The organism is Parapedobacter koreensis, from assembly GCF_900109365.1.
GTDB classification, from domain to species: domain Bacteria; phylum Bacteroidota; class Bacteroidia; order Sphingobacteriales; family Sphingobacteriaceae; genus Parapedobacter; species Parapedobacter koreensis.
This window is the reverse complement of sequence record NZ_FNZR01000001.1, coordinates 679,323-702,081: the sequence shown is the minus strand read 5'-3', so window position 1 is coordinate 702,081 and position 22,759 is coordinate 679,323. Positions and strand designations below refer to the sequence as shown.

Here is a 22,759-nt window from a genome sequence, read left to right as displayed (position 1 = left end):
CGAAATCAGTTTTAAGAAAGTGGCAAGATTAACAAAAAATCAAAAAACGGCCCTATCCAAAATTGAAGTTGGTAAAGCGTATTCTTTACAAGAGGCTTCTGCCTTGATAAAGGATGTTACTACGGCCAAGTTTGATGCTTCGGTGGATATTGATGTACGCCTCGGCGTGGATCCCCGTAAAGCGAATCAGATGGTACGTGGTATAGCCACATTGCCACATGGTACGGGTAAAACCGTCCGCGTATTGGTACTTTGTACGCCTGACAAGGAAGAAGAAGCAAAGGCTGCGGGTGCGGACCATGTTGGATTGGACGACTATATCAGCAAGATCGAGGGTGGGTGGACCGACATTGATATCATCATTACTATGCCCAGCGTGATGGCTAAGGTAGGTAAGCTTGGCCGTATCCTCGGTCCGCGTAACCTGATGCCAAATCCAAAGACGGGTACCGTGACGACTGACATCGGTAAAGCGGTGACCGACGTGAAAGCAGGTAAAATTGATTTCAAGGTAGACAAGACCGGAATCATCCATACTTCCATTGGTAAAGTGTCTTTTCCTCCGGAAAAGATTTACGAAAATGCCTTGGAAGTGTTGCAGACGATTTCTAAGTTAAAACCTTCGGCGGCTAAAGGTACGTATTTCAAGAGTATTTACCTATCTTCTACGATGAGCCCCGGTGTGCAAGTAGAAACTAAATCAGTAGCGGGAATTTAATCATGAAAAGAGAAGAAAAACAAGAGATTGTTAAGGCTTTAGCTGAGCAGATTAAATCTTATGGTAATTTCTATATTACCGATACTGCTGATTTGACTGTAGCTACAGTAAACGGTATTCGCCGTAAATGCTTCGATAGCGGTATCGCTATACAAGTGGTGAAGAACACACTGATTAAGAAGGCGCTAATAGAGGCCGGGGTGGATTCTGAGGAATTGCTTAGCGTACTTAAAGGATCTTCTACCTTGTTGTTCTCAGAGACAGGCAATGCGCCAGCTAAATTGATCAAGGAGCTTCGGAAAGCGGGTGATAAGCCTTTGTTGAAAGGAGCTTATATTGATGCGGCGGTATTTATTGGGGATAGCCAAGTAGATGCATTGAGCCAGCTGAAGTCTAAGAATGAACTTATCGGTGATATCATCGGGTTACTTCAATCTCCAGCTAAAAATGTTGTTTCCGCACTTCAGTCTGGAGGCAATACATTGGCCGGATTGGTTAAAACTTTACAAGAACGAGGTTAAAAAAGGGCATCCTCCAAGCAAAATGTCCAATGGATTGTTAATGTTTTTTAAAAAGTAAATTCAAAAATTTAAAATAAAATGGCAGATTTAAAAGCGTTTGCTGAGCAGTTGGTAAACTTAACAGTAAAAGAAGTTAACGAGTTAGCTCAAATCTTAAAGGATGAGTATGGCATCGAGCCAGCTGCTGCAGCGGTTGCTATTGCTGGTCCTGCTGCAGGTGGTGATGCTCCTGCTGCTGCTGAGGAACAAACTTCCTTTGATGTCATCTTGAAAGAAGCTGGTGGTCAGAAATTGGCTGTTGTTAAGCTTGTTAAAGATTTAACCGGTCTTGGCTTGAAAGAAGCTAAAGATTTGGTTGATGGCGCACCGAAAGAACTCAAAACAGGAGTTGCTAAAGACGAAGCTGAAGCTTTGAAAAAGCAACTTGAAGAAGCGGGGGCTGTTGTTGAGATCAAATAATTCGGATCATACAACGTACCTGAATGGGTTAGACTCTGACGTATGTTTCGTCAGAGTCTATTCCTGTTTATGACTTTTCCTTTTATATGTCATATCCACGCTGTATATGGATATTGCTTATGCAAAAAAATAACAGCAAAACAGTTTAAATAGTTAAACTAAATTCTTATTCCCTTGGCAAACAAAAGTATTCAAAGCGAAAGAGTAAACTTTGCAAGCAGTAAAAAGGTAATTGATTACCCCGATTTTCTGGATGTGCAATTGGAATCTTTCAAGGAGTTTTTTCAGCTTGAAACAACTTCAGACAACCGCCACCAGGAAGGGCTGTTCAAGGTGTTTTCCGAGAACTTTCCCATTTCTGATTCAAGGAACATTTTTGTACTTGAGTTCTTGGATTATTTTATCGATCCACCACGCTATGGTATTCAGGAATGTATCGAACGTGGGCTGACTTATAGCGTTCCACTCAAGGCAAAGCTTCGTCTGTCGTGTAATGACGAGGAACATGAAGATTTCGAAACCATTGTACAAGACGTCTATTTGGGGACTATCCCTTATATGACTCCTAAAGGAACCTTTGTGATTAACGGCGCAGAACGTGTGATTGTATCCCAGTTGCACCGTTCGCCAGGTGTATTTTTTGGCCAAAGCCGTCATACCAACGGTACGAAACTATATTCGGCTCGTGTAATTCCATTCAAAGGTTCCTGGATTGAATTCGCTACGGACGTGAATAACGTGATGTATGCGTATATCGATCGGAAGAAGAAGTTTCCGGTGACGACACTTTTGCGGGCCATTGGCTATGATTCCGACAAAGACATTTTGGAATTGTTTGAATTGGCCGATGAAGTGAAAGTAAGTAAATCGGGACTTAAGAAATATGTAGGCCGTAAGTTGGCGGCGCGGGTGTTGAAGAAATGGATTGAAGACTTCGTAGATGAGGATACAGGTGAAGTGGTATCTATTGATCGCAACGAGGTCGTATTGGAACGTGAAACTATACTGGAAGATGATCATATTGATTTGATTATCGATGCAGGCGTGAAGTCTATCATTTTGACTAAAGAGGATACGGCTAACGCTGCAGATTATTCCATCATATATAATACATTACAAAAAGATACCTCGAACTCCGAGAAAGAGGCGGTGGAGCATATCTATCGCCAATTGCGTAATGCCGAACCACCTGATGAAGAAACGGCACGGGGTATTATTGAACGCCTTTTCTTCTCCGACAAACGCTATGATCTGGGTGATGTGGGCCGATATCGCATCAACCGTAAATTGCAACTGGGTACCCCTGATGAGATCAAGGTGCTTACCCGTGAAGATATTATCGCCATTGTGAAATATCTCATAAACCTGATCAATTCGAAGGCGGAGGTTGACGATATTGACCACTTGTCTAACCGTCGTGTACGTACGGTTGGCGAACAACTGTATTCGCAGTTTGGCGTGGGCTTGTCACGTATGGCACGCACTATCCGCGAGCGGATGAACATCCGGGACAATGAGGTATTCACGCCTACGGATCTAATCAATGCGCGTACATTATCATCTGTAATCAACTCGTTCTTCGGTACGAACCAGTTGTCACAGTTCATGGATCAAACAAACCCGTTGGCAGAAATTACGCACAAACGTAGGCTATCGGCGCTTGGTCCCGGCGGCTTATCCCGCGAACGTGCAGGCTTCGAAGTGCGTGACGTGCATTATACGCACTACGGAAGGTTGTGTACGATTGAGACACCGGAAGGGCCGAATATTGGTTTGATTTCATCGCTTTGCGTACATGCGAAAATCAATAATCTTGGATTTATTGAAACGCCCTATCGGAGGGTAGAAGAAGGACGAGTTGTCGTTGAAGAACCGGTTATCTATCTTTCCGCAGAGGATGAAGATGGAAAGACTATCGCCCAGGCTAATGCCGAATATGACGATAAGGGTAATTTTATCACTCCGAAAGTAAAAGCCCGGTTTGAAGGTGACTTCCCGGTTATCGAGCCCGAAAAGCTGGACTTGATGGACGTAGCTCCAAACCAGATTACGTCGATAGCGGCTTCATTAATTCCTTTCCTTGAACACGATGACGCAAACCGCGCGCTCATGGGTTCGAACATGCAACGCCAAGCGGTGCCTTTATTGCGGCCGGAAGCACCTGTAGTGGGTACGGGATTGGAAGGACGTGTAGCGCGTGACTCACGTACACTGATTAATGCGGAAGCTAATGGTGTGGTGGAATATGTGGATGCAAACGAAATTAAAATCCGATATGAACGCAATGAGGATGAAAGGCTCGTGTCATTTGATGATGATGTGAAGACCTATAAACTCATCAAGTTTAAGAAGACTAACCAAAGTACTTGCATTAATTTGAAACCAATTGTCAGAAAAGGGCAAAAGGTAGAAAAAGGGCAGGTGCTGTGTGAGGGGTATGCCACCCAAAATGGTGAATTGGCGCTTGGACGTAATCTGAAGGTGGCCTTCATGCCTTGGCAAGGATTTAACTTTGAGGATGCCATCGTGATTTCAGAACGCGTGGTGAGCCAGGATATCTTCACTTCACTTCATATTGAAGAGTTTGAACTGGAAGTCCGCGATACCAAGCGTGGCGAAGAGGAGTTGACAGCTGATATCCCGAACGTATCGGAAGAAGCTACCAAGGATTTGGATGAGAATGGTATCATCCGTATTGGTGCAGAAGTACGCGAAGGTGATATCCTCATCGGTAAGATTACGCCTAAAGGCGAATCCGATCCGTCTCCGGAAGAAAAGTTGCTCCGTGCGATTTTTGGCGATAAAGCGGGCGACGTAAAAGATGCTTCGTTGAAAACCCCGCCATCCATCAATGGAGTGGTTATTGACACCAAGCTATTCTCCCGCGCAAAGAAAATGGGTAAGGATGAGGAGAAGAAGGCACTCGACCAACTGGATACGCAACATACCAAAGCGCTGAAAGCGTTGAAAGACAAGTTAGTGGATAAGTTGTTTGCCATCGTAAACGGTAAGACCTCGCAGGGTGTCTACAATGTGTATAAAGAACTTTTGTTGCCTAAGGGGGCGAAGTTTACACAAAAGATGCTATCCGACTTGGACTATACGAATATTAACCCAGTTGGATGGACTACAGATGATGATAAGAATGAGCTGATTAAACAGGCACTTCATTTTTACAACATCAAGCTGAACGAAGAACTGGGTGCCTACAAACGGGATAAGTTTGCCATCAGTGTTGGTGACGAACTACCTTCCGGTATCGTACAGATGGCCAAAGTGTTTATTGCTAAGAAGCGTAAACTCAAGGTGGGCGACAAGATGGCCGGCCGCCACGGTAACAAAGGTATTGTCGCACGTATTGTACGTGACGAAGACATGCCTTTCCTGGAAGATGGTACGCCCGTAGATATTGTGCTGAATCCGTTGGGGGTGCCTTCGCGGATGAACCTTGGCCAGATTTATGAGACTGTATTGGGTTGGGCCGGGCAAAAGCTGGGCGTCAAGTTTGCTACGCCAATCTTTGACGGAGCGTCTACGGAAGAGGTGGAAGGATGGGTGGAAAAGGCAGAATTGCCTGCATCCGGCCGGACATACCTCTTCAATGGGTTGACCGGTGAGCGTTTTGACCAGCCGACTACCGTAGGCGTGATTTACATGCTGAAACTCGGCCACATGGTGGATGATAAGATGCACGCCCGTTCAATCGGACCGTACTCGCTCATCACCCAACAGCCGCTTGGTGGTAAGGCCCAATTTGGTGGTCAGCGTTTCGGTGAGATGGAAGTGTGGGCATTGGAAGCATTCGGTGCTTCGAATATCCTGCAGGAAATCCTTACCGTCAAATCTGACGACGTTGTAGGTAGGGCCAAAACCTATGAGTCCATCGTCAAAGGTAATAACCTGCCGACACCGTCTGTACCGGAGTCCTTTAATGTACTCGTACACGAGCTGCGCGGTTTGGGATTGGATATCACGTTGGATTAATTAAGCAGAGCGCTTTAACTTTAGAAACGAAAGTATGTCTTACAAAAAGGATAATAAAATAAAAAGCAACTTCACCTCGATTACCATCAGCTTGTCTTCTCCGGAAACGATTCTGGAGCGTTCAAGTGGTGAAGTGGTAAAACCGGAAACAATCAATTACCGGACGTATAAGCCCGAACGTGACGGCTTGTTTTGCGAGCGTATTTTTGGTCCGGTAAAGGACTACGAATGCCATTGCGGTAAATACAAACGTATCCGTTATAAAGGTATTGTATGCGATCGTTGTGGTGTGGAGGTGACTGAAAAGAAAGTACGCCGGGAACGCATGGGCCATATCAGTTTGGTAGTGCCCGTGGCACACATTTGGTATTTCCGCTCGTTGCCGAACAAAATTGGTTACCTACTGGGATTGCCTACCAAGAAGCTCGATATGATTATTTACTACGAGCGCTATGTGGTCATCCAAGCTGGTGTGAAAGAAGAGGATGGTATCCAATACATGGATTTCCTTACGGAAGAGGAATACCTTGATATCTTGGATACGTTGCCTAAAGAAAACCAGTTTCTTGACGATACCGATCCGCAGAAGTTCATCGCTAAAATGGGCGCTGAGGCATTGGAGGAGTTGTTGAAACGGCTTGATTTGGATCAGCTCTCGTATGATTTGCGCCACCAGGCAGCTAATGAGACTTCACAACAACGTAAAAATGAAGCACTCAAGCGCCTACAGGTGGTGGAAGCATTTCGTGGCTCCAGGGACCGTATTGAGAATCGGCCGGAATGGATGATCGTCAAGATTGTGCCAATCATTCCACCTGAATTACGCCCATTGGTTCCTTTGGAAGGTGGCCGCTTTGCTACTTCAGATTTGAATGACTTGTATCGCCGGGTGATCATCCGTAATAATCGGTTGAAACGATTGATGGAAATCAAGGCTCCTGAAGTAATTTTACGCAACGAAAAACGGATGCTGCAAGAAGCAGTAGACTCGTTATTCGATAATTCACGTAAGGTGAATGCCGTGAAAACCGAAGGAAACCGGGCATTGAAATCGCTGTCTGATATTCTGAAAGGTAAGCAAGGCCGTTTCCGCCAAAACTTGTTGGGTAAACGCGTGGACTACTCGGCCCGTTCGGTTATTGTAGTAGGCCCGAACCTGAAATTGCACGAATGTGGTCTGCCGAAAGACATGGCAGCCGAATTGTATAAGCCGTTTATCATCCGCAAGATGATCGAACGGGGTATCGTGAAGACGGTCAAATCTGCGAAGAAAATCGTGGATCGTAAGGATCCGGTCGTATGGGATATCCTTGAAAATGTGCTGAAAGGGCACCCCGTACTGCTCAACCGGGCACCTACGCTGCACCGTTTGGGTATCCAAGCTTTCCAACCCACGTTGGTGGAAGGTAAGGCCATCCAACTGCACCCCTTGGTATGTACGGCATTCAACGCCGACTTTGACGGTGACCAAATGGCTGTGCACTTGCCCTTGGGCAATGCGGCTATCTTGGAAGCTCAGGTTTTAATGCTCGCGTCACACAACATCCTCAATCCGGCGAATGGAACGCCTATCACGGTACCTTCGCAGGACATGGTATTGGGCTTGTATTATATGACCAAAGGTCGTAAGACCGACGAAAAACGTGTCATGAAGGGCGAGGCCATGACCTTTTACTCTGCAGAGGAAGTCATCATCGCGCTTAATGAGAAGAAGATTGATCTGCACGCCTTCATTAAGGTGAAAACCAAGGTAAGGACCAAAGAGGGCAATATCGAAGAACGGCTCATCGAAACTACGGTTGGCCGGGTATTGTTCAATCAGGTCGTGCCGGAAGAAATCGGATATGTCAACGAACTCTTGACCAAGAAGTCCCTGCGGGATATTATTGGTGAAGTGGTGAAAATCACGGGTATGGCTCGTGCGGCGAAGTTCCTCGATGACATCAAAGAGCTTGGTTTCCAAATGGCCTTCAAAGGGGGACTTTCATTCAACCTCCAGGATTTGAATATCCCGGATGCGAAAGCTGACCTGATTGAACAGGCTACGAAGGAAGTGGAAGAGGTGATGAACAACTACAACATGGGCTTCATCACCAACAACGAGCGTTATAATCAAATCATTGACATCTGGACGCGCATCAACAACCGCTTGACGGCGAATGTGATGGAAATCCTTTCTACAGATAATCAAGGATTCAATTCGGTATACATGATGCTGGATTCAGGTGCCCGTGGTTCTAAGGAACAAATCCGCCAGCTCTGCGGTATGCGGGGCTTGATGGCTAAACCACAAAAATCTGGTTCTTCAGGTGGTGAAATCATTGAGAATCCTATTCTTTCAAACTTTAAGGAAGGATTGTCCGTATTGGAATATTTTATTTCTACACACGGTGCCCGTAAAGGTCTTGCGGATACGGCGTTGAAGACGGCTGATGCGGGTTACCTGACTCGCCGTCTACATGACGTGGCTCAGGACATGATCGTGGTAGATGAAGATTGTGGTGGCTTAAGGGGTGTGTATACAACAGCCTTGAAAGACAATGAAGACATCATCGAACCGTTGTATGATCGTATTCTTGGACGCGTCTCCCTGCACGATGTGTATGATCCGGTGACGAGTGAATTGCTGGTAGCAGCGGATCAGGATATCGATGAAGAGATTGCTGCCAAAATCGAAGCTTCTTCGGTTGAAGGGCTTGAAATCCGTTCGGTGTTAACCTGTGAAAGCAGACGGGGTGTGTGTGCATTGTGCTACGGGCGCAACCTGGCTACTGGTAAGCGTGTGCAAAAGGGCGAGGCTGTAGGTGTAATTGCTGCACAGTCTATCGGTGAGCCTGGAACACAGCTTACACTCCGTACTTTCCACGTGGGTGGTACGGCGTCAAACATTGCTGCAGAATCGCAAATATTGGCCAAGTTTGATGGTGTCATTGAGCTGGAAAATATCCGTTCGGTACCGCATGAAGGTGAAGAAGGGCCAGATCAGGTGGTCATCGGCCGTTCTGGTGAGTTCCGGATTATTGATCCGGAATCCAGAAAGGTATTGATGACCAATAATATTCCCTATGGTTCTTATCTCTACGTGAATGCCGGTGATAAAGTGACTAAGGGGGAACGCATCTGTTCTTGGGATCCATACAATGCGGTGATTATTTCCGAATTTGGCGGAAAGGTAGAGTTTGAATCGATTATAGAAGGCATAACCTTCCGTGAGGAATCTGATGAACAAACGGGCCACCGTGAGAAGGTAATCATCGATACCCGGGATAAGACAAAGAACCCGGCAATCAAAATATTGGATAGCAAGGGAGCGGTAATCCGTACGTACAATATTCCTGTAGGGGCTCACGTATCCGTCAACCATGATATGGTGGTGAAAGAAGGGGTTATTTTGGCTAAGATACCGCGTTCTACGGGGAAAACACGGGATATTACGGGTGGTCTTCCACGGGTGACGGAATTGTTCGAAGCTCGTAATCCATCCAACCCTGCCGTTGTGACTGAAATAGACGGTGTGGTGACGTTAGGTGGTGTGAAACGTGGTAACCGCGAGATCTCTATCGAGTCACGGGATGGACAGATAAAAAAATACTTGGTGCCATTGTCTAAGCATATCCTTGTACAGGATAATGACTTTGTAAAGGCGGGTATGCCATTGTCTGATGGTTCTATTTCGCCGGCTGATATTCTATCCATCAAAGGGCCTTCAGCGGTGCAGGAATACTTAGTAAACGGTATCCAGGAAGTTTACCGTCTGCAAGGGGTGAAGATCAACGATAAACACTTCGAGACCATCGTACACCAAATGATGCAGAAGGTAGAAATTGAAGATCCGGGTGATACCCGTTTCCTGGAGAAAGAAGCAGTAAACAGGTGGGATTTCGTGGAAGAAAACGATGCCATCTACGACAAGAAAGTAGTGGTAGAGGCCGGTGATTCCAATGAGCTGAAACCTGGACAGATTGTTTCACTGCGTAAACTGCGGGATGTCAATTCAAGCCTGAAACGCCGTGACCTGAAACTTGTGGAAGTACGGGATGCTATACCGGCTACTTCTAGCCCGATATTGCAAGGTATTACCCGTGCATCATTGGGAACCAAGTCATTCATCTCCGCCGCGTCCTTCCAGGAGACTACGAAAGTGCTCAACGAGGCGGCCATCGCTGGTAAACGCGATAACCTCTTGGGTTTGAAGGAAAACGTCATTGTGGGGCATTTGATTCCTTCCGGAACAGGTTTGCGCGATTACGAACGTATTATTGTAGGCTCGCAAGAGGAATACGACCAATTATTGGCTTCTAAAGAAGAGGACTAATTGGGGAGGCAGTGATCTGTGACCGATAATCGGTTGCTGATAAAATGTGCTGAACCGTCAGGTATAAGTGCCTGACGGTTTTTTTATGGGACGTCATCTGTCTAATGTCTAACGTCTCATGTCTCAAACTTATCTCGTATCTTTGCACCATCATGGGGACGCTATTGGACATTGGGAAAAAACCTTACAATCATTATGGTGCATACTTGCGTGCTAAGTATGATGGTAAACGTGTATTCAAGATCATCGTGGATGGTAATTTCACTTGTCCGAACCGTGACGGTAGCAAGGGGTACGGTGGATGTGCCTATTGCAATGTGGATTCGTTCACACCTGATTCGGCGCGTAAATTGCCTACTATTCGTGAACAGGTGGAAGAAGGGATTCAGCGCGCAGTAAAGGGCTATGGGGCGGAGAAATTCGTGATTTACTTCCAGCCCAATACCAATACCTATGCGCCAGCCCACTACCTCAAAGCCTTATATGATGAAGCCCTTAGCGTAGCGCCTGAACACGTGGTGGGGCTTTCGGTGGGCACGCGACCGGACTGTATCGACTTCGAAAAAGTGGCACTGCTCGAAAGCTATACCGACCGTTATGATGTGGATCTGGAGATGGGTATGGAATCCATTTATGATAGCACGTTAGCCCGGATCAATAGGGGTTGTACACATGAGGAACTGCAAAAAGCGCTCGGATTGGTCCAGCATAGCCCATTGGATATATGTGTGCATACTATTTTTGGATTCCCTTGGGAAACTAGGGAAATGATGTTGCGCTATGCTGATGAAATTAATCGGTTTCCGCAAATTAAATTCGTGAAACTACACCATCTTCATATTGTGGAAGGTTCTATCATGGGGGTGCAATACAAACGCCAGCCTTTCCATGTGTTCAGCTTGGAAGAATATACGGATTTTCTCTGCGAATTCATTCCATTGTTGCGCCCTGATATCATTATCCAGCGCTTGTTTGGGTTGGCCGACCAGGAACTGCTCATCGCCCCCAATTGGGGTAAAGGGAAGTCTGCCATCCAAACTTATATCGATAAGGAACTTGAGCGGCGTTGCGCTTATCAAGGAAGTAACTACCAAGTATAAGGGAGCTAAAAAGAAATTACGCTTCCAGAATTCCCTTCAAATCGGCCGGTGAATAGTAGATGGACTTTAGCGTTTTGCGGTCTTCTGTGCGGTATACGAGGTAATGGCCATCGGCCTGCTCGTAAAAGCACTCTACACCTTTTTGTTTGTAGTGAGCTACGGTCTCTTTGGCCTCCTGTTCGGTTTTGCAGGCCTTGCTCATGTTTGATCGCTGCACTTCGTCAAAAAGCTGGGTGAACTTATCGGCCAAACCAAATTCCAGAACCGCGCCAGATAACACATATTGGAGATCACATAATGCATCAGCAACTTCCGTAATATTCTTGTCGGCGATGGCTTCCTCAAGCTCTTTAAGCTCTTCCGCCAGCAGTGCTATCCGCAGGCCACAACGTTTTTCGTCTGGAATAGTTGGTCTGGATAATATTGGATGCTTGAATGTTTGGTGGAACTCGGCAACGGCCGTCAATGTTTTGGGATCGGTCATGTTTTAGTAGTTAGTATTGAGTACTTAGTATTGAGTACTTAGTATTGAGTAGCTGATTACTTCCTTATCTGCGGATTAGGCTCGATTCATTTGATGAAATGCTTGAGCTGAATGATTTCTTTCTCTTCCAGGTAGCGCCAGCGCCCACGGGGCAGATCTTTTTTGGTAAGATTGGCATAGACAACTCTATCCAGCTTAATAACGTCATAACCCAAATGTTCAAAAATACGTCTGACAATGCGGTTTTTTCCACTATGTATTTGAATGCCTATTTCCCGTTTACTTCCGCCCTGTACGTAGCTTACCGTATCAGGCTTGACCAATCCATCTTCTAATTCGAGGCCAAAAGTGATTTTGTTGAAGTCGCCCTGTGTCAGGTTCTTATTTAGCTCTACATTGTATAGCTTAACGACATTGTTTCGTGGATGAGATAATTTTTCGGCGAGATTGCCATCATTTGTTAACAAAAGTAGCCCCGTCGTATTGCGATCAAGCCTGCCGACTGGATATATGCGCTCTTTGGAGGCCTTACTGACGAGTTGCATTACTGTGCGTCTTTCCTGTGGATCGTCAGTGGTGGTAATGTAGTCTTTCGGCTTGTTCAACAACACATATATCATTTTTTCGCGCTTTAGGCGCTCGCCATTATAACGGATATCATCCTTGGCAGGATCTACCTTCACACCTAATTCGGTGACGACATTGTCATTTACGGTAATGACGCCGGCCTGAATCAACTCGTCGGCTTTGCGCCTGGAGCAAATACCAGCGTTGGCTATATAGCGGTTGAGCCGTATCAGCCCTTCATTTTCCGGCTCCCAATTGGATTGTTTTGGGCGAACATCTGTTCGTTCTCGGCGTTTCTTCGATGGATCATAAGGTTTATGGTTGCTAAACGAATTTTTTTTAGCTCCATAAGAAGATGGTTTCTGCCCACTCGAAAATGATTTCCGCTCACTATTTTTATGTGTCCATTGCCGATCTGAGTCGGATGACCGACCTGATTCGACGTTGTCTTCTCTGTAATCGCTTGATTTTCTTTGGAATCTTTTTTCGGTATCCGATGTGTTGCGGTCACGGTATTTTTTGTGTCCATTTGCTGTCGAAAAGCGAGTGCTTGATTTACCTGGACGTTTGGACTTGTCGTCACGACTGTTCCTGTTGTTACTAAAGGGCATGATTTTTATATAAAAATATAGACCGCAAAGATAGGCAAAAATATATGTTTAACTACCTGAAAGCTTGGTTTTTTACGCAAAAATTAGCGAAGGAAACATGTTAAATTGTGTTAAACGTCCAAGGTGTTTTGGGTAACTGTTTGTAAATTAACAGTATAATTTCTATTTTTGGCCCCAGCTTTTTGGATCAAGTAATACCATGGTATAAATTATTTGTATGCCATACATTACAGAAAAGGTTATAAATGATAAAAAAACAACTGCTCTGTTTTAGTGCAGTTTTATTATTGGTGTTAATTTCAAAGTTATACGCTTATCGTATAGCAACCAATATCGAAACATCTGCACTATCACAAGACCCCTTATCCCAGGGAGTAATGTTGCAAGAAGATATAGCCAATATCCGCAACACTCCGTACTTTGCATCATTAAATTTTGCTGATGAAAACCTGCCTTTAGGCGACCAGCAAATCGAACGCAAGATGATGCGTTACCTTAAAGAATATTCATACACGAAACGGCGGTCGCATCTGTTGCACAATAGGGCGTTGAGCGCATTGCCCAAAGTCGCCGCTATTTTACGTGAATATGGAATTCCTGAGGATTTTAAATATATCCCTTTGGTCGAAAGCGGCTTGGTTGATGGTACCACTTCACACCGTGGTGCATCGGGCTACTGGCAGTTCATGCCGAGCACGGCACGGGCCTTTGGATTGCGTGTGGATGCCAACGTGGATGATCGGCACCATATTGAGAAGTCGACGATAGCTGCGGCCAAATACATTAAGGCGTTATATCATGAGTTTAATAGCTGGACGCTGGTCGCTGCTGCTTTTAACATTGGTGAAGGGAATCTTCGACGAGCTATTGACAAACAGCACGAAGACAACTATTTTCGGCTAAAGCTCAATAGAGAGACGGGAAGCTATGTCTACAAGCTTATTTCTGTCAAGGAGATCATTGAGAACCCGGTTGCATTCGGTTATCGTAAACAAAATCACTTATTGGCCGATGCTATGACCGGCACATGGGAACCAAATGCATTATAATAAATAATGGAGCAGGCGTCTTTACCTGAGATCTACGATTTCCATCCCTGGATAATCACCTTGTTTAAAAGTAAACTTTTCTGAAACAATTGGTATATTGGCCTTTGTGTTTTTGATGGTGTAGCTGTATTTAACTCCGCCTTTATCAAAAATGGTTGCATCATGAATCAAGCTGCTTGCTTTATTGATACGCAGTTTAATCTTGAAATAAGGTGTGCTGGCATCTTCAGGTGAAAGCTCCACTACCTCCAGCTGGGTGTTGCCTAGTCGTTCATCCGGTGCAGATACATATTTATATCCTTCATTGTAGAACGAAAAAATATTAATCGGAGAGATGGATGCCGAAGTATGGTCAACTTCGGTTACTTGGACTTCTTGTGCTTCCTTAAGCACCATCCATTGGTTCTTTCCGTCACTGATGACATCTTGACTGGTTGTGGTGATGTGGTATTTGCCTGTGGAGGCCTCCATATAAATGGTGCCTGATTCGGTATAACTATTCGTTTGCTGCGGCTGCTGCACGGCCAGGGTAAAATCGGCCTGAAGTGTTTTATACCCTTCATAGGTTTTGCTTACCTTATTGAGCAAAGATTTTGCCGCAGCATCTGTTTGGCCATAGCTTGGTATGGTCCCAATTATAGTTAGCGACAAGAACAATGTATGCGTGGCATATGTCAACCTATTCATTTCCTACTCTTCTTTTTTTAATCCATCCAAAAACTGTTCCAATGAATATTCATCCGGGAATAATACTTCCCGGGCTTTGCTCCCTTCGAATGGACCTACTATACCCGAAGCCTCCAATTGGTCAATTATCCTGCCAGCCCGGTTGTAACCGAGTTTTAGTTTACGCTGGATAAGCGAAGTGGATCCCTGTTGATGCAAGACAACCAGACGGGCCGCATCTTCAAACATTGGGTCGCGATCGCGCATGTCAAAATCTGCGGTACCACTCTCTCCATCTTCACCCACATATTCCGGTAAAAGAAGGGCTGATGGATAGCCACGTTGATTGCCTATAAAGTCAGATATTTCTTCTACTTCAGGCGTATCTACAAAGGCACATTGTATCCGTATCAAATCACTTCCCGTAGCCAACAGCATATCTCCACGTCCGATTAATTGATCAGCGCCGCCAGAATCAAGGATAGTACGCGAATCTACTTTGGAAAGCACTCTAAAGGCTAAACGAGCGGGGAAGTTTGCCTTAATGGTGCCTGTAATGATATTCACGGACGGACGTTGCGTGGCAATGACCAGGTGAATACCGACAGCGCGGGCCAGCTGTGCCAGCCGGGCAATGGGCGTTTCCACTTCCTTGCCGGCAGTCATCATCAGGTCGGCAAACTCGTCGATTATAAGCACGATAAAGGGAAGATACCGATGCCCTTCTTCTGGATTGAGGCGACGGTTGATAAATTTGGCATTGTACTCTTTGAGGTTGCGCACTTGGGCATTTTTCAGCAAATCGTATCGTGCATCCATTTCGATGCATAGCGAGTTAAGCGTATTGATGACCTTCTTCGTGTCGGTAATAATCGCGTCTTCCTCCCCGGGTAACTTGGCCAAAAAATGCCGTTCGATTTTTTTGAACAATGACAACTCCACTTTTTTGGGATCCACGAGCACGAATTTAAGCTCAGCGGGATGTTTTTTGTAAAGTAGCGACGTGAGGATTGCGTTAATACCCACAGATTTTCCTTGACCCGTAGCCCCGGCGACTAATAAGTGAGGCATTTTGGCTAGATCAGCGATGTAGACCTCGTTGGAAATGGTACGGCCCAATGCGATAGGTAAATCCATATCTGTGTGCTGGAATTTTTCTGTAGCCAGCACCGAACGCATGGATACCATCTCGGGATGACTATTTGGCACTTCGATGCCGATGGTGCCTTTCCCGGGCATAGGAGCAATAATACGGATGCCTAATGCCGCCAAGCTCAATGCAATATCGTCTTCCAGGTTTTTGATTTTGGAGATGCGCACCCCCGGTTTGGGAATAATCTCATAAAGCGTGACCGTAGGGCCGATGGTTGCTTTGATCTTGGCTATTTCAATGTTGTAATTGCCGAGTGTCTCTACAATTTTATCTTTATTGGCTTCGAGCTCGTGGTTGTTGACCGTGATTTTGCCAGAACCGTAATCACGGAGCAGATCAAGGGTAGGATACTGGTAACCCGATAGATCTAATTTCGGGTCGTATTGCCCAACCCTTTCAACCAGTTCATCTGCAGTGCTTGGTTTCTCTTCCTTGATAGCGGAAACCATCAAGGGCGGCGTTATGAGTTCATTCTTGGGCTTTTCCTGGGGCCTTTCCACAGCGAAATCGAGTGTTTCGTTAGATTCGTGCTGCATTGTTTTCGGAGGGACGGTCAACTGTTGTGAAAGTTTTTCCGTCGTTTCTGGTTCCGAAACGGTTTTTAATCGGTTTGTAGTCGCTTCGTTTGCAGCAATGCCTTTGTTTTTATTGAGGCTGAATTCGACCGGATCAATCCGATACTCCGATTCATGGACGTATCGCTCACCTTGCAGGTGATTGGCCGAGTCTTTTTCTTGGTCATCATCAACAGTTGGGTTTCGGTTGCTGCTTAATTTAAAGTCAATGTTGAAAAAGACAATCAGAAGAGTAAGTATGGTGAAAAGAAGCAACCCGGCTACTCCCGGTGTTCCAATCTGTGCTTCAAGCAGCCGGTTAGACCAAAACCCAAATTCGCCCTCCAGAAAATGTGGATAGTCACTGACGAATCCATGGATAAAACCCAATGCTACGGAGATAAGAACCAATGCGCATGATGTGTAGAGTAAAAGTTTCCAAGTGGCAACGATCTTGATCTTGAATAAAAGCCTATATCCAATTGTAAACAGTAGGGCTACAAAAAGGAAAGAGGCTATTCCAAACCATTTGTAGATAAATTGGTGGGCAAGCAAAGCCCCGAATTTGCCCATCCAGTTTTGTATAACTGGAGGTTCGATGCCTGCAATGGCGAGTTCCTCTCGGGTTTTAAACAAGGTGTGCCATCCGCCATTGGCGGCCGAAACGTAGCTTTGATCTTCTTTCCAGGTAAAGAGATACGAAATGAAAGCGATGAGGAAATATACAGATAATATCAGTAGAAATAACCCTGTAATCTTTATCGCTTTGCTGCCAAATGCGCGACCGGAAGGAACATTTGACTTTGGTTTTCGCCCGTTTTTCTTCCGCGGGGAAGAGCCGCCTTCCGTATCATGCTGTATATTCTTTCTGAATGAATTCCCTTTTCCAGCCATCTAAAACACGCATTTTTTCTTGAGACAAACTTACGGATTTTTTATAGATAATTGATTGTGCCAATGGTGGGCGAGATTTCTCCAATTTTTTTGATGAGATGTAGCATTCTTTAGGATACGTTCGTTTTTATCATTGTTGGGTAACAATAACGATGCCTGAAGTAAACTTGTATAGGAATTACGAAAATTGAATGAAACGATTTGAAAAATTAAAGAGCAGCCGATTGCTTCTTTTTGGAATTTTTGTGGGGGGTATGATGACGTTGGCCAGCTGCCTTAAGGATGATGAGCAGGGAAGCTATCAGATTTCGGCAGTGCGCGCGTTAAATGCGGTACCTGGGTCGGCATCGCTGGATATCGGGTTGGATGGTAAGCAGCTCAACTTTGATAATGCAAGCGGGGAGGATGAAGACTTTGCTTTCGGAGATACCTTAGCCTATAAAAACGCCTGGCCAGGAAACCGGTGGGTAACAGTATTTAATCCGGCAGATTACCCCAATGCAGAACCATTGGCTCAAGGGACAGTCTATTTCACACCCGGTAGGTTCTATTCGCTGTATGTCGTAGGATACGACGAAGATACCGAACTAATGGCAACCGAAGATAATTTGTCGGCGCCGGGCGCAGGAAAAGCTAAAATTCGGTTTATAAACTTGAGTCCCAATGCCCCGTCACTGGATTTTCGCGTGGATGATGCGGATACACTAATCGCCAGTAATAAGGCGTTTAAAGAAGTAGCGGACTTCTCTGCTATCGACGCTGAGGAAACCTATATATTCAACATCATCGAACATAGTAGCGGCAATGTCGTGCACACATTTGAATTTACGCCAAAGCAGGATATGATATATACCATATGGGTCAAGGGGTTGTTTGAAAATACAGGTGATGATGCCCTGGACTTTGGCCATGATATCATTACCCACTAGCATAGGACATTTTATTCTCCATAAAGTTTAGGTTGATTGAAATCCGTCGATAGGCGGATGCCGCTCCCTCCCCGGGAGCGGTTTTTTTTTGCCGCTTGGTATTGTTACTCAACGATGAGCAGGTAATAATTCTTTTTTCCCCGTTGGACAATCAGGTATTTGTCGTTGATGAGGTTTTCCGCGTGGAAATCTTGTTCGCTATTCGCAATTTTAGTCCTATTAATGGATACGCCCCCACCTTGTATCATTTTACGTGCTTCTCCTTTAGACGGGAAAATTGAGGAGTTGACTGCCAATAGATCCAAGACATTTATTCCGGCAGCCAGTGATTCTTTATGGATACGAAACTGGGGTACACCATCAAAGACATCCAGTATGGCCGAATGGGTCAGTTCCTTTAAGAAGTCCAAGGAGCCATTCCCGAAGAGAAACTCCGACGTTTTTAACGCAGTTTCGTAGTCTGATGCAGAATGTGTGCGGATAGTGATGTCTTTGGCAAGCGCCTTTTGCACGATGCGGAGGTGAGGCGCGGCGTCATGTTCAGCGATGATGGCGGTGATTTCCGCTTTGGATTTTAGGGTAAAAATCTTAATCCAAGTTTTTGCATCTTCATCGCTGGCATTGAGCCAGAATTGGTAGTATTTGTAAGGAGAGGTTTTATTGGCGTCCAGCCACACAGCACCGCTTTCAGTCTTCCCGAACTTATTGCCATCAGCCTTTTTTATAAGCTGGGTCGTAAGGGCGTAGGCCGTGCCTCCGTCTTTGCGGCGGATGAGTTCGGTACCTGTAACGATATTACCCCATTGATCTGAACCTCCCATTTGCAGGATACAACGCTGGTTTTTCCATAGGTAGTAAAAGTCATAGCCCTGTACCAACTGGTAAGTGAATTCGGTAAATGACATGCCACTTTCTCCATCAAGCCGTTTTTTGACGGAATCTTTGGCCATCATGTAATTAACTGTAATATGTTTGCCCACATCACGGATGAAATCCAGGAAGCGGAAGTCTTTAAACCAGTCATAATTGTTGACCATGGTGGCGCCATGGCGAGGGTCTGAGAAATCCAGGAATTTTTCCAGCTGATTTTTAAGGCAAGATATGTTGTGGTTTAATGTTTCCTCATCCAACAGATTGCGCTCTGCGGACTTCCCCGAAGGGTCTCCTACCATACCTGTTGCACCTCCAACCAAGGCAACCGGCCTGTGGCCTGCCTGCTGGAAATGTATCAACGTCATGATCTGGGTAAGGTGACCTACGTGCAACGAATCACCCGTGGGATCGAAACCGATATATCCGGCTGTTTTCTCTTTGAGTAATTGCTCTTCTGTACCAGGCATGATATCATGCAACATGCCCCTCCAACGTAATTCCTCAACAAAACTCATCGTTTTAACTTGTAATAAAGCGTAATTAATAATGGTGGCAAAGATAGTAGAATATGCCGTAATTGTTGCCAGAATTCGTTATCTTGGCACAATAAGTGTTCAACAATTTGCAAATCGGCAGGATGAATTTCCTCTCACATTATTATTTCGAGCGGTATAGCCATGACCCTGAATTGGTGCTGGGGAGTGTATTGCCCGATTTAATTAAAAATGCCGACCGGAACATTAACATATGGCCCCAAAAATATGAAGATCGCTTCGGCAATAACCCCAAACTCCAAAGTATTTACCACGGTTGGATGCGGCATATAGATACCGATCGGTATTTTCATAACTCCTCGTTTTTCTATAGCCATACCCACGCACTTAAGATTTTGCTTGCACCAACTGTTGACGGTACGCCGATTAGGCCTTCTTTCTTGTCACATATTGGTCTTGAACTGCTATTGGATCATCTATTGCTTCGCAATAATTGGGTGCATGAGTCAGATTTTTATGCATATTTAGCTGCCATAGATTATGAAATGGCCGATCGGTTTTTGAGATTATGTGACGTCAATGATACCGAATTTTTTTTTGTGTATTTTAGTGGCTTCATGCGTACCCAATATATTCAGGGCTATTGGGAAATTGGAGAAATTGCCTCAGCTATGGTCAATATATGCCGTCGTTTATGGGATGTGCGGGCCGAGGATGTGCATATGGAAAGGATAGTGGAGGTGATTAGTGAGTATACGGCCAAACTGGATGGAAATTTTCATCCGATTTTCGACGAAATCCGGTCTAAGCTTTTATAAATCGTTTAGCTATTTTGCAAAATAATCGGGTAAAACCCTACTATCCTAATTTTTTTTTATAAGTTTGGCCGGTTGTTGACCAACCAGGCCGCAATTGGTTATCCGTATATGGCAAACAGACTTTTTCGCAAAAAAACCGTAGCACATATTTTAAGTTCGGCCCAATCCGCCAAATCCGGTGAGCTTGAAAAAGTGCTGGGTGTACGTGATCTGGTATCATTGGGAATAGCTGCTATTGTTGGAGCTGGGATTTTCAGCACGATAGGGTTAGCTAGCTTCAACGGCGGGCCAGCAGTTTCGTTGTTGTTCGTGTTTGTTGCTGTTGCGTGCGTATTTACTGCATTGTCCTATGCGCAATTTGCCAGCACGGTGCCTGTGTCTGGCAGTGCTTACACGTATGCGTATGTAGCGTTTGGTGAATTGTTTGCTTGGATTATCGGCTGGGCGCTTATTTTGGAATATGCGGTATCCAATATGGTGGTGGCTATTTCGTGGTCACAGTATTTTGTAAGCATGCTCGAAGGATTTGGCATCCATTTGCCAGGGTGGCTTACCATGGCGCCTGCTTATGCTTCAGAAGCGTACGTGAAATTACAGGAGCAAGGGATTGAATCATTGACTAAAGTAGAGCAAACCGCTGCCTTGGCTTATGAACACGCTCCACGAATAGGAGATATCCCACTCATATTTGACTTACCTGCCGGACTGATTACTTTCTTGGTGACTTGGCTGGTTTACATTGGGATAAAAGAGTCCAGGACAGCAAGTAACATCATGGTCGCCATTAAAATAGGCGTCATCTTATTTGTGATTTTTGGAGGTGTTTTTTTCGTGAAACCCGAAAACTGGACGCCCTTTGCCCCTAATGGCGTTGAGGGTGTCTTAAGCGGTGTGGCAGCTGTATTCTTTGCTTTTATTGGATTTGACTCGATATCTACTACGGCGGAGGAATGCAGGAATCCGCAACGGGACTTACCTAGGGCGATGATATTATGCCTGCTGATTTGCGCGGTATTGTATATCTTGATTACACTGGTATTGACCGGTATGGTAAACTATACGGAATTGAACGTAAAAGATCCATTGGCCTTCGTCTTTGAGTATGTAGGAGTAGACTATATGGCAGGGATTGTATCGGTCACTTCTGTGGTAGCGATCACCAGCGCACTATTGGTTTTCCAACTTGCGCAACCCCGGATATGGATGACGATGAGCCGTGATGGGTTGCTTTGGAAACGATTTGCCAAAATACATCCAACCTATAAAACGCCTTCTTTTGCTACCATCATCACCGGATTTATGGTAGCTATACCTGCGCTGTTTTTTAAGATGGATTTCTTTGTCGATTTGACAAGCGTCGGTACATTTTTCGCCTTTATCTTAGTATGCGCCGGGGTATTGTACATGGATTATTCCGGTATTTCCAATCAATCCAGGTTCAGGGTTCCTTATATTAATGGACGGTACCTCATCACTTTGGGATTACTGATAGCCATATTTGGTATTTATTATTATGGGACGGATATCATTGAAGAATGGCGGCAATTGACATGGCTGGATATTCTGGAACACAAGTTACTTATCGTTATTTTTTGGTTGGTTTGGGGAATATTGTGTGTCATGGGCTATATTTATCGGTTTTCGTTGCTGCCTGTGGCGGGAATCCTTGTAAACCTATACCTAATGTCGCAACTCGGTGCCAGTAATTGGTTTATTTTTCTTGTATGGTTAGGAATCGGCCTCTTAGTTTATTTTGGTTACGGCTATAAGCATTCTAAACTCAACAAGGACGAGAGCGCGGCCAAATAGCATCAGCTAATTTTTTTCATTTTCTAAAAACAAGTTTCAATTTCTTTTGTTAGGCCTATTGAATAACGTTTTTCGGAAGCGTTTTCTAATAACAACGACCTTAATAGCTAAACGTGTTAAAAATTGTTAAATCAATGAAAAAGTTATACTTTTATCTGTGTGCATTGGGCACTTTATTCTACCTTTGTACCACGTGAGGTGGGTAGTTAAGTGATTTTAAACTTAAATTAAAACTACACGTCTCTCGAATCAGATACTATATGAGGAAGTTTTTACACCACATAGTCATTATGTTAGCAATAGGTTCCGCAGCATTTGTTGGGAATGCGGGTGCTGCACTGGCATCTACGGCTATGGCGGATACAAGCCGTGTGGTGAAAGCCAGTGAAGTGAAGACAAGCACTGCTGTAGAGCTTTCCACAGAGAAACGTGTACAGCGTTCTTTTTTCTCGTCGTTTAGGAATTTCTTTCCGTTTCGGAATGTTACCCAAGATGATAAAGTATTGAGCGGTGTAAAAGTTTTCCCGAATCCCATTGTTGATCAAATTAGCCTTTCATACCGCTTGGGCAAACAAAGTTCGGTGTCTATTAAAGTCATGGACGCATTGGGCAATGAAGTAATGACGTTGTTCAGTCAGGAGTTGGATGCCGGGCCCCAAAGCCATGTTTTTGAAACCAATAACAAACTGACTAACGGATTTTATTTTATCCGGGTGTCAGCGGGGAGCGAAACCGTTGTGAAACGGATCTCCGTATTATAG

General features: G+C 44.9%; 16 protein-coding genes. 11 read left to right on the top strand and 5 right to left on the bottom strand.

The annotated features are described in order from the left end of the window. Positions 1-19: 19 nt before the first annotated feature. From rplA to BMW65_RS02835, 6 genes are all read left to right on the top strand, one after another. Positions 20-718: a 50S ribosomal protein L1 gene (gene rplA, locus BMW65_RS02860; RefSeq protein ID WP_090602595.1), complete on the top strand. Its 699-nt coding sequence runs from the start codon at positions 20-22 to the stop codon at positions 716-718. 2 nt (positions 719-720) lie between these two features. Next, positions 721-1,239: a 50S ribosomal protein L10 gene (gene rplJ, locus BMW65_RS02855; protein ID WP_090602593.1), complete on the top strand. Its 519-nt coding sequence runs from the start codon at positions 721-723 to the stop codon at positions 1,237-1,239. A 78-nt stretch (positions 1,240-1,317) separates the two neighbouring features. After that, positions 1,318-1,698 carry a 50S ribosomal protein L7/L12 gene (rplL, locus tag BMW65_RS02850; protein WP_090602591.1) on the top strand — a complete coding sequence of 127 codons (381 nt, stop codon included), beginning with the start codon at positions 1,318-1,320 and terminating at the stop codon, positions 1,696-1,698. 174 nt (positions 1,699-1,872) lie between these two features. Further along, the gene (gene rpoB / locus BMW65_RS02845; protein ID WP_090602589.1) at positions 1,873-5,682 is read left to right on the top strand and encodes a DNA-directed RNA polymerase subunit beta; all 3,810 of its coding nucleotides are present in this window, start codon (positions 1,873-1,875) and stop codon (positions 5,680-5,682) included. A gap of 34 nt (positions 5,683-5,716) precedes the next feature. After that, entirely contained in the window at positions 5,717-9,997 is a 4,281-nt protein-coding gene (gene rpoC / locus BMW65_RS02840) for a DNA-directed RNA polymerase subunit beta' (RefSeq protein ID WP_090602587.1), read from the top strand. Between the two features lie 152 nt (positions 9,998-10,149). Next, the gene (locus tag BMW65_RS02835) at positions 10,150-11,097 is read left to right on the top strand and encodes a tRNA modification radical SAM protein MnmL/YtqA (protein ID WP_090602586.1); all 948 of its coding nucleotides are present in this window, start codon (positions 10,150-10,152) and stop codon (positions 11,095-11,097) included. 16 nt (positions 11,098-11,113) lie between these two features. Here the strand turns inward: BMW65_RS02835 and BMW65_RS02830 are convergent, their stop codons facing one another. Next, complete coding sequence (locus tag BMW65_RS02830; RefSeq protein WP_090602584.1) at positions 11,114-11,581, bottom strand: pyrophosphohydrolase domain-containing protein; 468 nt, start codon at positions 11,579-11,581, stop codon at positions 11,114-11,116. Positions 11,582-11,667: 86 nt separating this feature from the next. Next, entirely contained in the window at positions 11,668-12,759 is a 1,092-nt protein-coding gene (locus BMW65_RS02825) for a pseudouridine synthase (protein ID WP_090602583.1), read from the bottom strand. A gap of 245 nt (positions 12,760-13,004) precedes the next feature. On the opposite strand from BMW65_RS02825, the gene BMW65_RS02820 reads away from it, so the two are divergent. After that, positions 13,005-13,808, top strand: a complete 804-nt coding sequence (locus BMW65_RS02820) for a lytic transglycosylase domain-containing protein (protein ID WP_245747470.1) — start codon at positions 13,005-13,007, stop codon at positions 13,806-13,808. Between the two features lie 21 nt (positions 13,809-13,829). Here BMW65_RS02820 and BMW65_RS02815 read toward each other — a convergent pair whose 3' ends face one another. After that, positions 13,830-14,495 carry an outer membrane lipoprotein periplasmic chaperone LolA1 gene (locus BMW65_RS02815; protein ID WP_090602581.1) on the bottom strand — a complete coding sequence of 222 codons (666 nt, stop codon included), beginning with the start codon at positions 14,493-14,495 and terminating at the stop codon, positions 13,830-13,832. 3 nt (positions 14,496-14,498) lie between these two features. Continuing rightward, a complete protein-coding gene (locus tag BMW65_RS02810; RefSeq protein ID WP_090602579.1) occupies positions 14,499-17,075 on the bottom strand; it encodes an FtsK/SpoIIIE family DNA translocase in 2,577 nt (858 codons plus the stop codon). A gap of 191 nt (positions 17,076-17,266) precedes the next feature. On the opposite strand from BMW65_RS02810, the gene BMW65_RS02805 reads away from it, so the two are divergent. Then, positions 17,267-18,004: a DUF4397 domain-containing protein gene (locus BMW65_RS02805; protein ID WP_090602578.1), complete on the top strand. Its 738-nt coding sequence runs from the start codon at positions 17,267-17,269 to the stop codon at positions 18,002-18,004. A gap of 104 nt (positions 18,005-18,108) precedes the next feature. On the opposite strand, the gene tyrS is transcribed toward BMW65_RS02805, so the two are convergent. Beyond that, the gene (tyrS, locus tag BMW65_RS02800; protein ID WP_090602576.1) at positions 18,109-19,392 is read right to left on the bottom strand and encodes a tyrosine--tRNA ligase; all 1,284 of its coding nucleotides are present in this window, start codon (positions 19,390-19,392) and stop codon (positions 18,109-18,111) included. 122 nt (positions 19,393-19,514) lie between these two features. On the opposite strand from tyrS, the gene BMW65_RS02795 reads away from it, so the two are divergent. The 3 genes from BMW65_RS02795 (at position 19,515) to BMW65_RS02785 (ending at position 22,759) form a co-directional block, all read left to right on the top strand. Then, entirely contained in the window at positions 19,515-20,189 is a 675-nt protein-coding gene (locus tag BMW65_RS02795; protein ID WP_143053777.1) for a hypothetical protein, read from the top strand. Positions 20,190-20,297: 108 nt separating this feature from the next. Next, the gene (locus BMW65_RS02790) at positions 20,298-21,998 is read left to right on the top strand and encodes an amino acid permease (protein ID WP_090602972.1); all 1,701 of its coding nucleotides are present in this window, start codon (positions 20,298-20,300) and stop codon (positions 21,996-21,998) included. 290 nt (positions 21,999-22,288) lie between these two features. Next, on the top strand, positions 22,289-22,759 hold the full coding sequence (locus tag BMW65_RS02785) for a T9SS type A sorting domain-containing protein (RefSeq protein WP_177180971.1): 471 nt from the start codon (positions 22,289-22,291) through the stop codon (positions 22,757-22,759).

Excerpts from the sequence above, each read along its gene's own strand:
- rplJ (WP_090602593.1), top strand. The coding sequence starts at position 721 with ATGAAAAGAGAAGAAAAACAAGAGATTGTTAAGGCTTTAGCTGAGCAG.
- rplL (WP_090602591.1), top strand. The coding sequence starts at position 1,318 with ATGGCAGATTTAAAAGCGTTTGCTGAGCAGTTGGTAAACTTAACAGTA.
- rpoC (WP_090602587.1), top strand. The coding sequence starts at position 5,717 with ATGTCTTACAAAAAGGATAATAAAATAAAAAGCAACTTCACCTCGATT.
- BMW65_RS02835 (WP_090602586.1), top strand. The coding sequence starts at position 10,150 with ATGGGGACGCTATTGGACATTGGGAAAAAACCTTACAATCATTATGGT.
- BMW65_RS02830 (WP_090602584.1), bottom strand. The coding sequence starts at position 11,581 with ATGACCGATCCCAAAACATTGACGGCCGTTGCCGAGTTCCACCAAACA.
- BMW65_RS02825 (WP_090602583.1), bottom strand. The coding sequence starts at position 12,759 with ATGCCCTTTAGTAACAACAGGAACAGTCGTGACGACAAGTCCAAACGT.
- BMW65_RS02820 (WP_245747470.1), top strand. The coding sequence starts at position 13,005 with ATGATAAAAAAACAACTGCTCTGTTTTAGTGCAGTTTTATTATTGGTG.
- BMW65_RS02815 (WP_090602581.1), bottom strand. The coding sequence starts at position 14,495 with ATGAATAGGTTGACATATGCCACGCATACATTGTTCTTGTCGCTAACT.
- BMW65_RS02810 (WP_090602579.1), bottom strand. The coding sequence starts at position 17,075 with ATGGCTGGAAAAGGGAATTCATTCAGAAAGAATATACAGCATGATACG.
- BMW65_RS02805 (WP_090602578.1), top strand. The coding sequence starts at position 17,267 with ATGAAACGATTTGAAAAATTAAAGAGCAGCCGATTGCTTCTTTTTGGA.
- tyrS (WP_090602576.1), bottom strand. The coding sequence starts at position 19,392 with ATGAGTTTTGTTGAGGAATTACGTTGGAGGGGCATGTTGCATGATATC.
- BMW65_RS02795 (WP_143053777.1), top strand. The coding sequence starts at position 19,515 with ATGAATTTCCTCTCACATTATTATTTCGAGCGGTATAGCCATGACCCT.
- BMW65_RS02790 (WP_090602972.1), top strand. The coding sequence starts at position 20,298 with ATGGCAAACAGACTTTTTCGCAAAAAAACCGTAGCACATATTTTAAGT.
- BMW65_RS02785 (WP_177180971.1), top strand. The coding sequence starts at position 22,289 with ATGTTAGCAATAGGTTCCGCAGCATTTGTTGGGAATGCGGGTGCTGCA.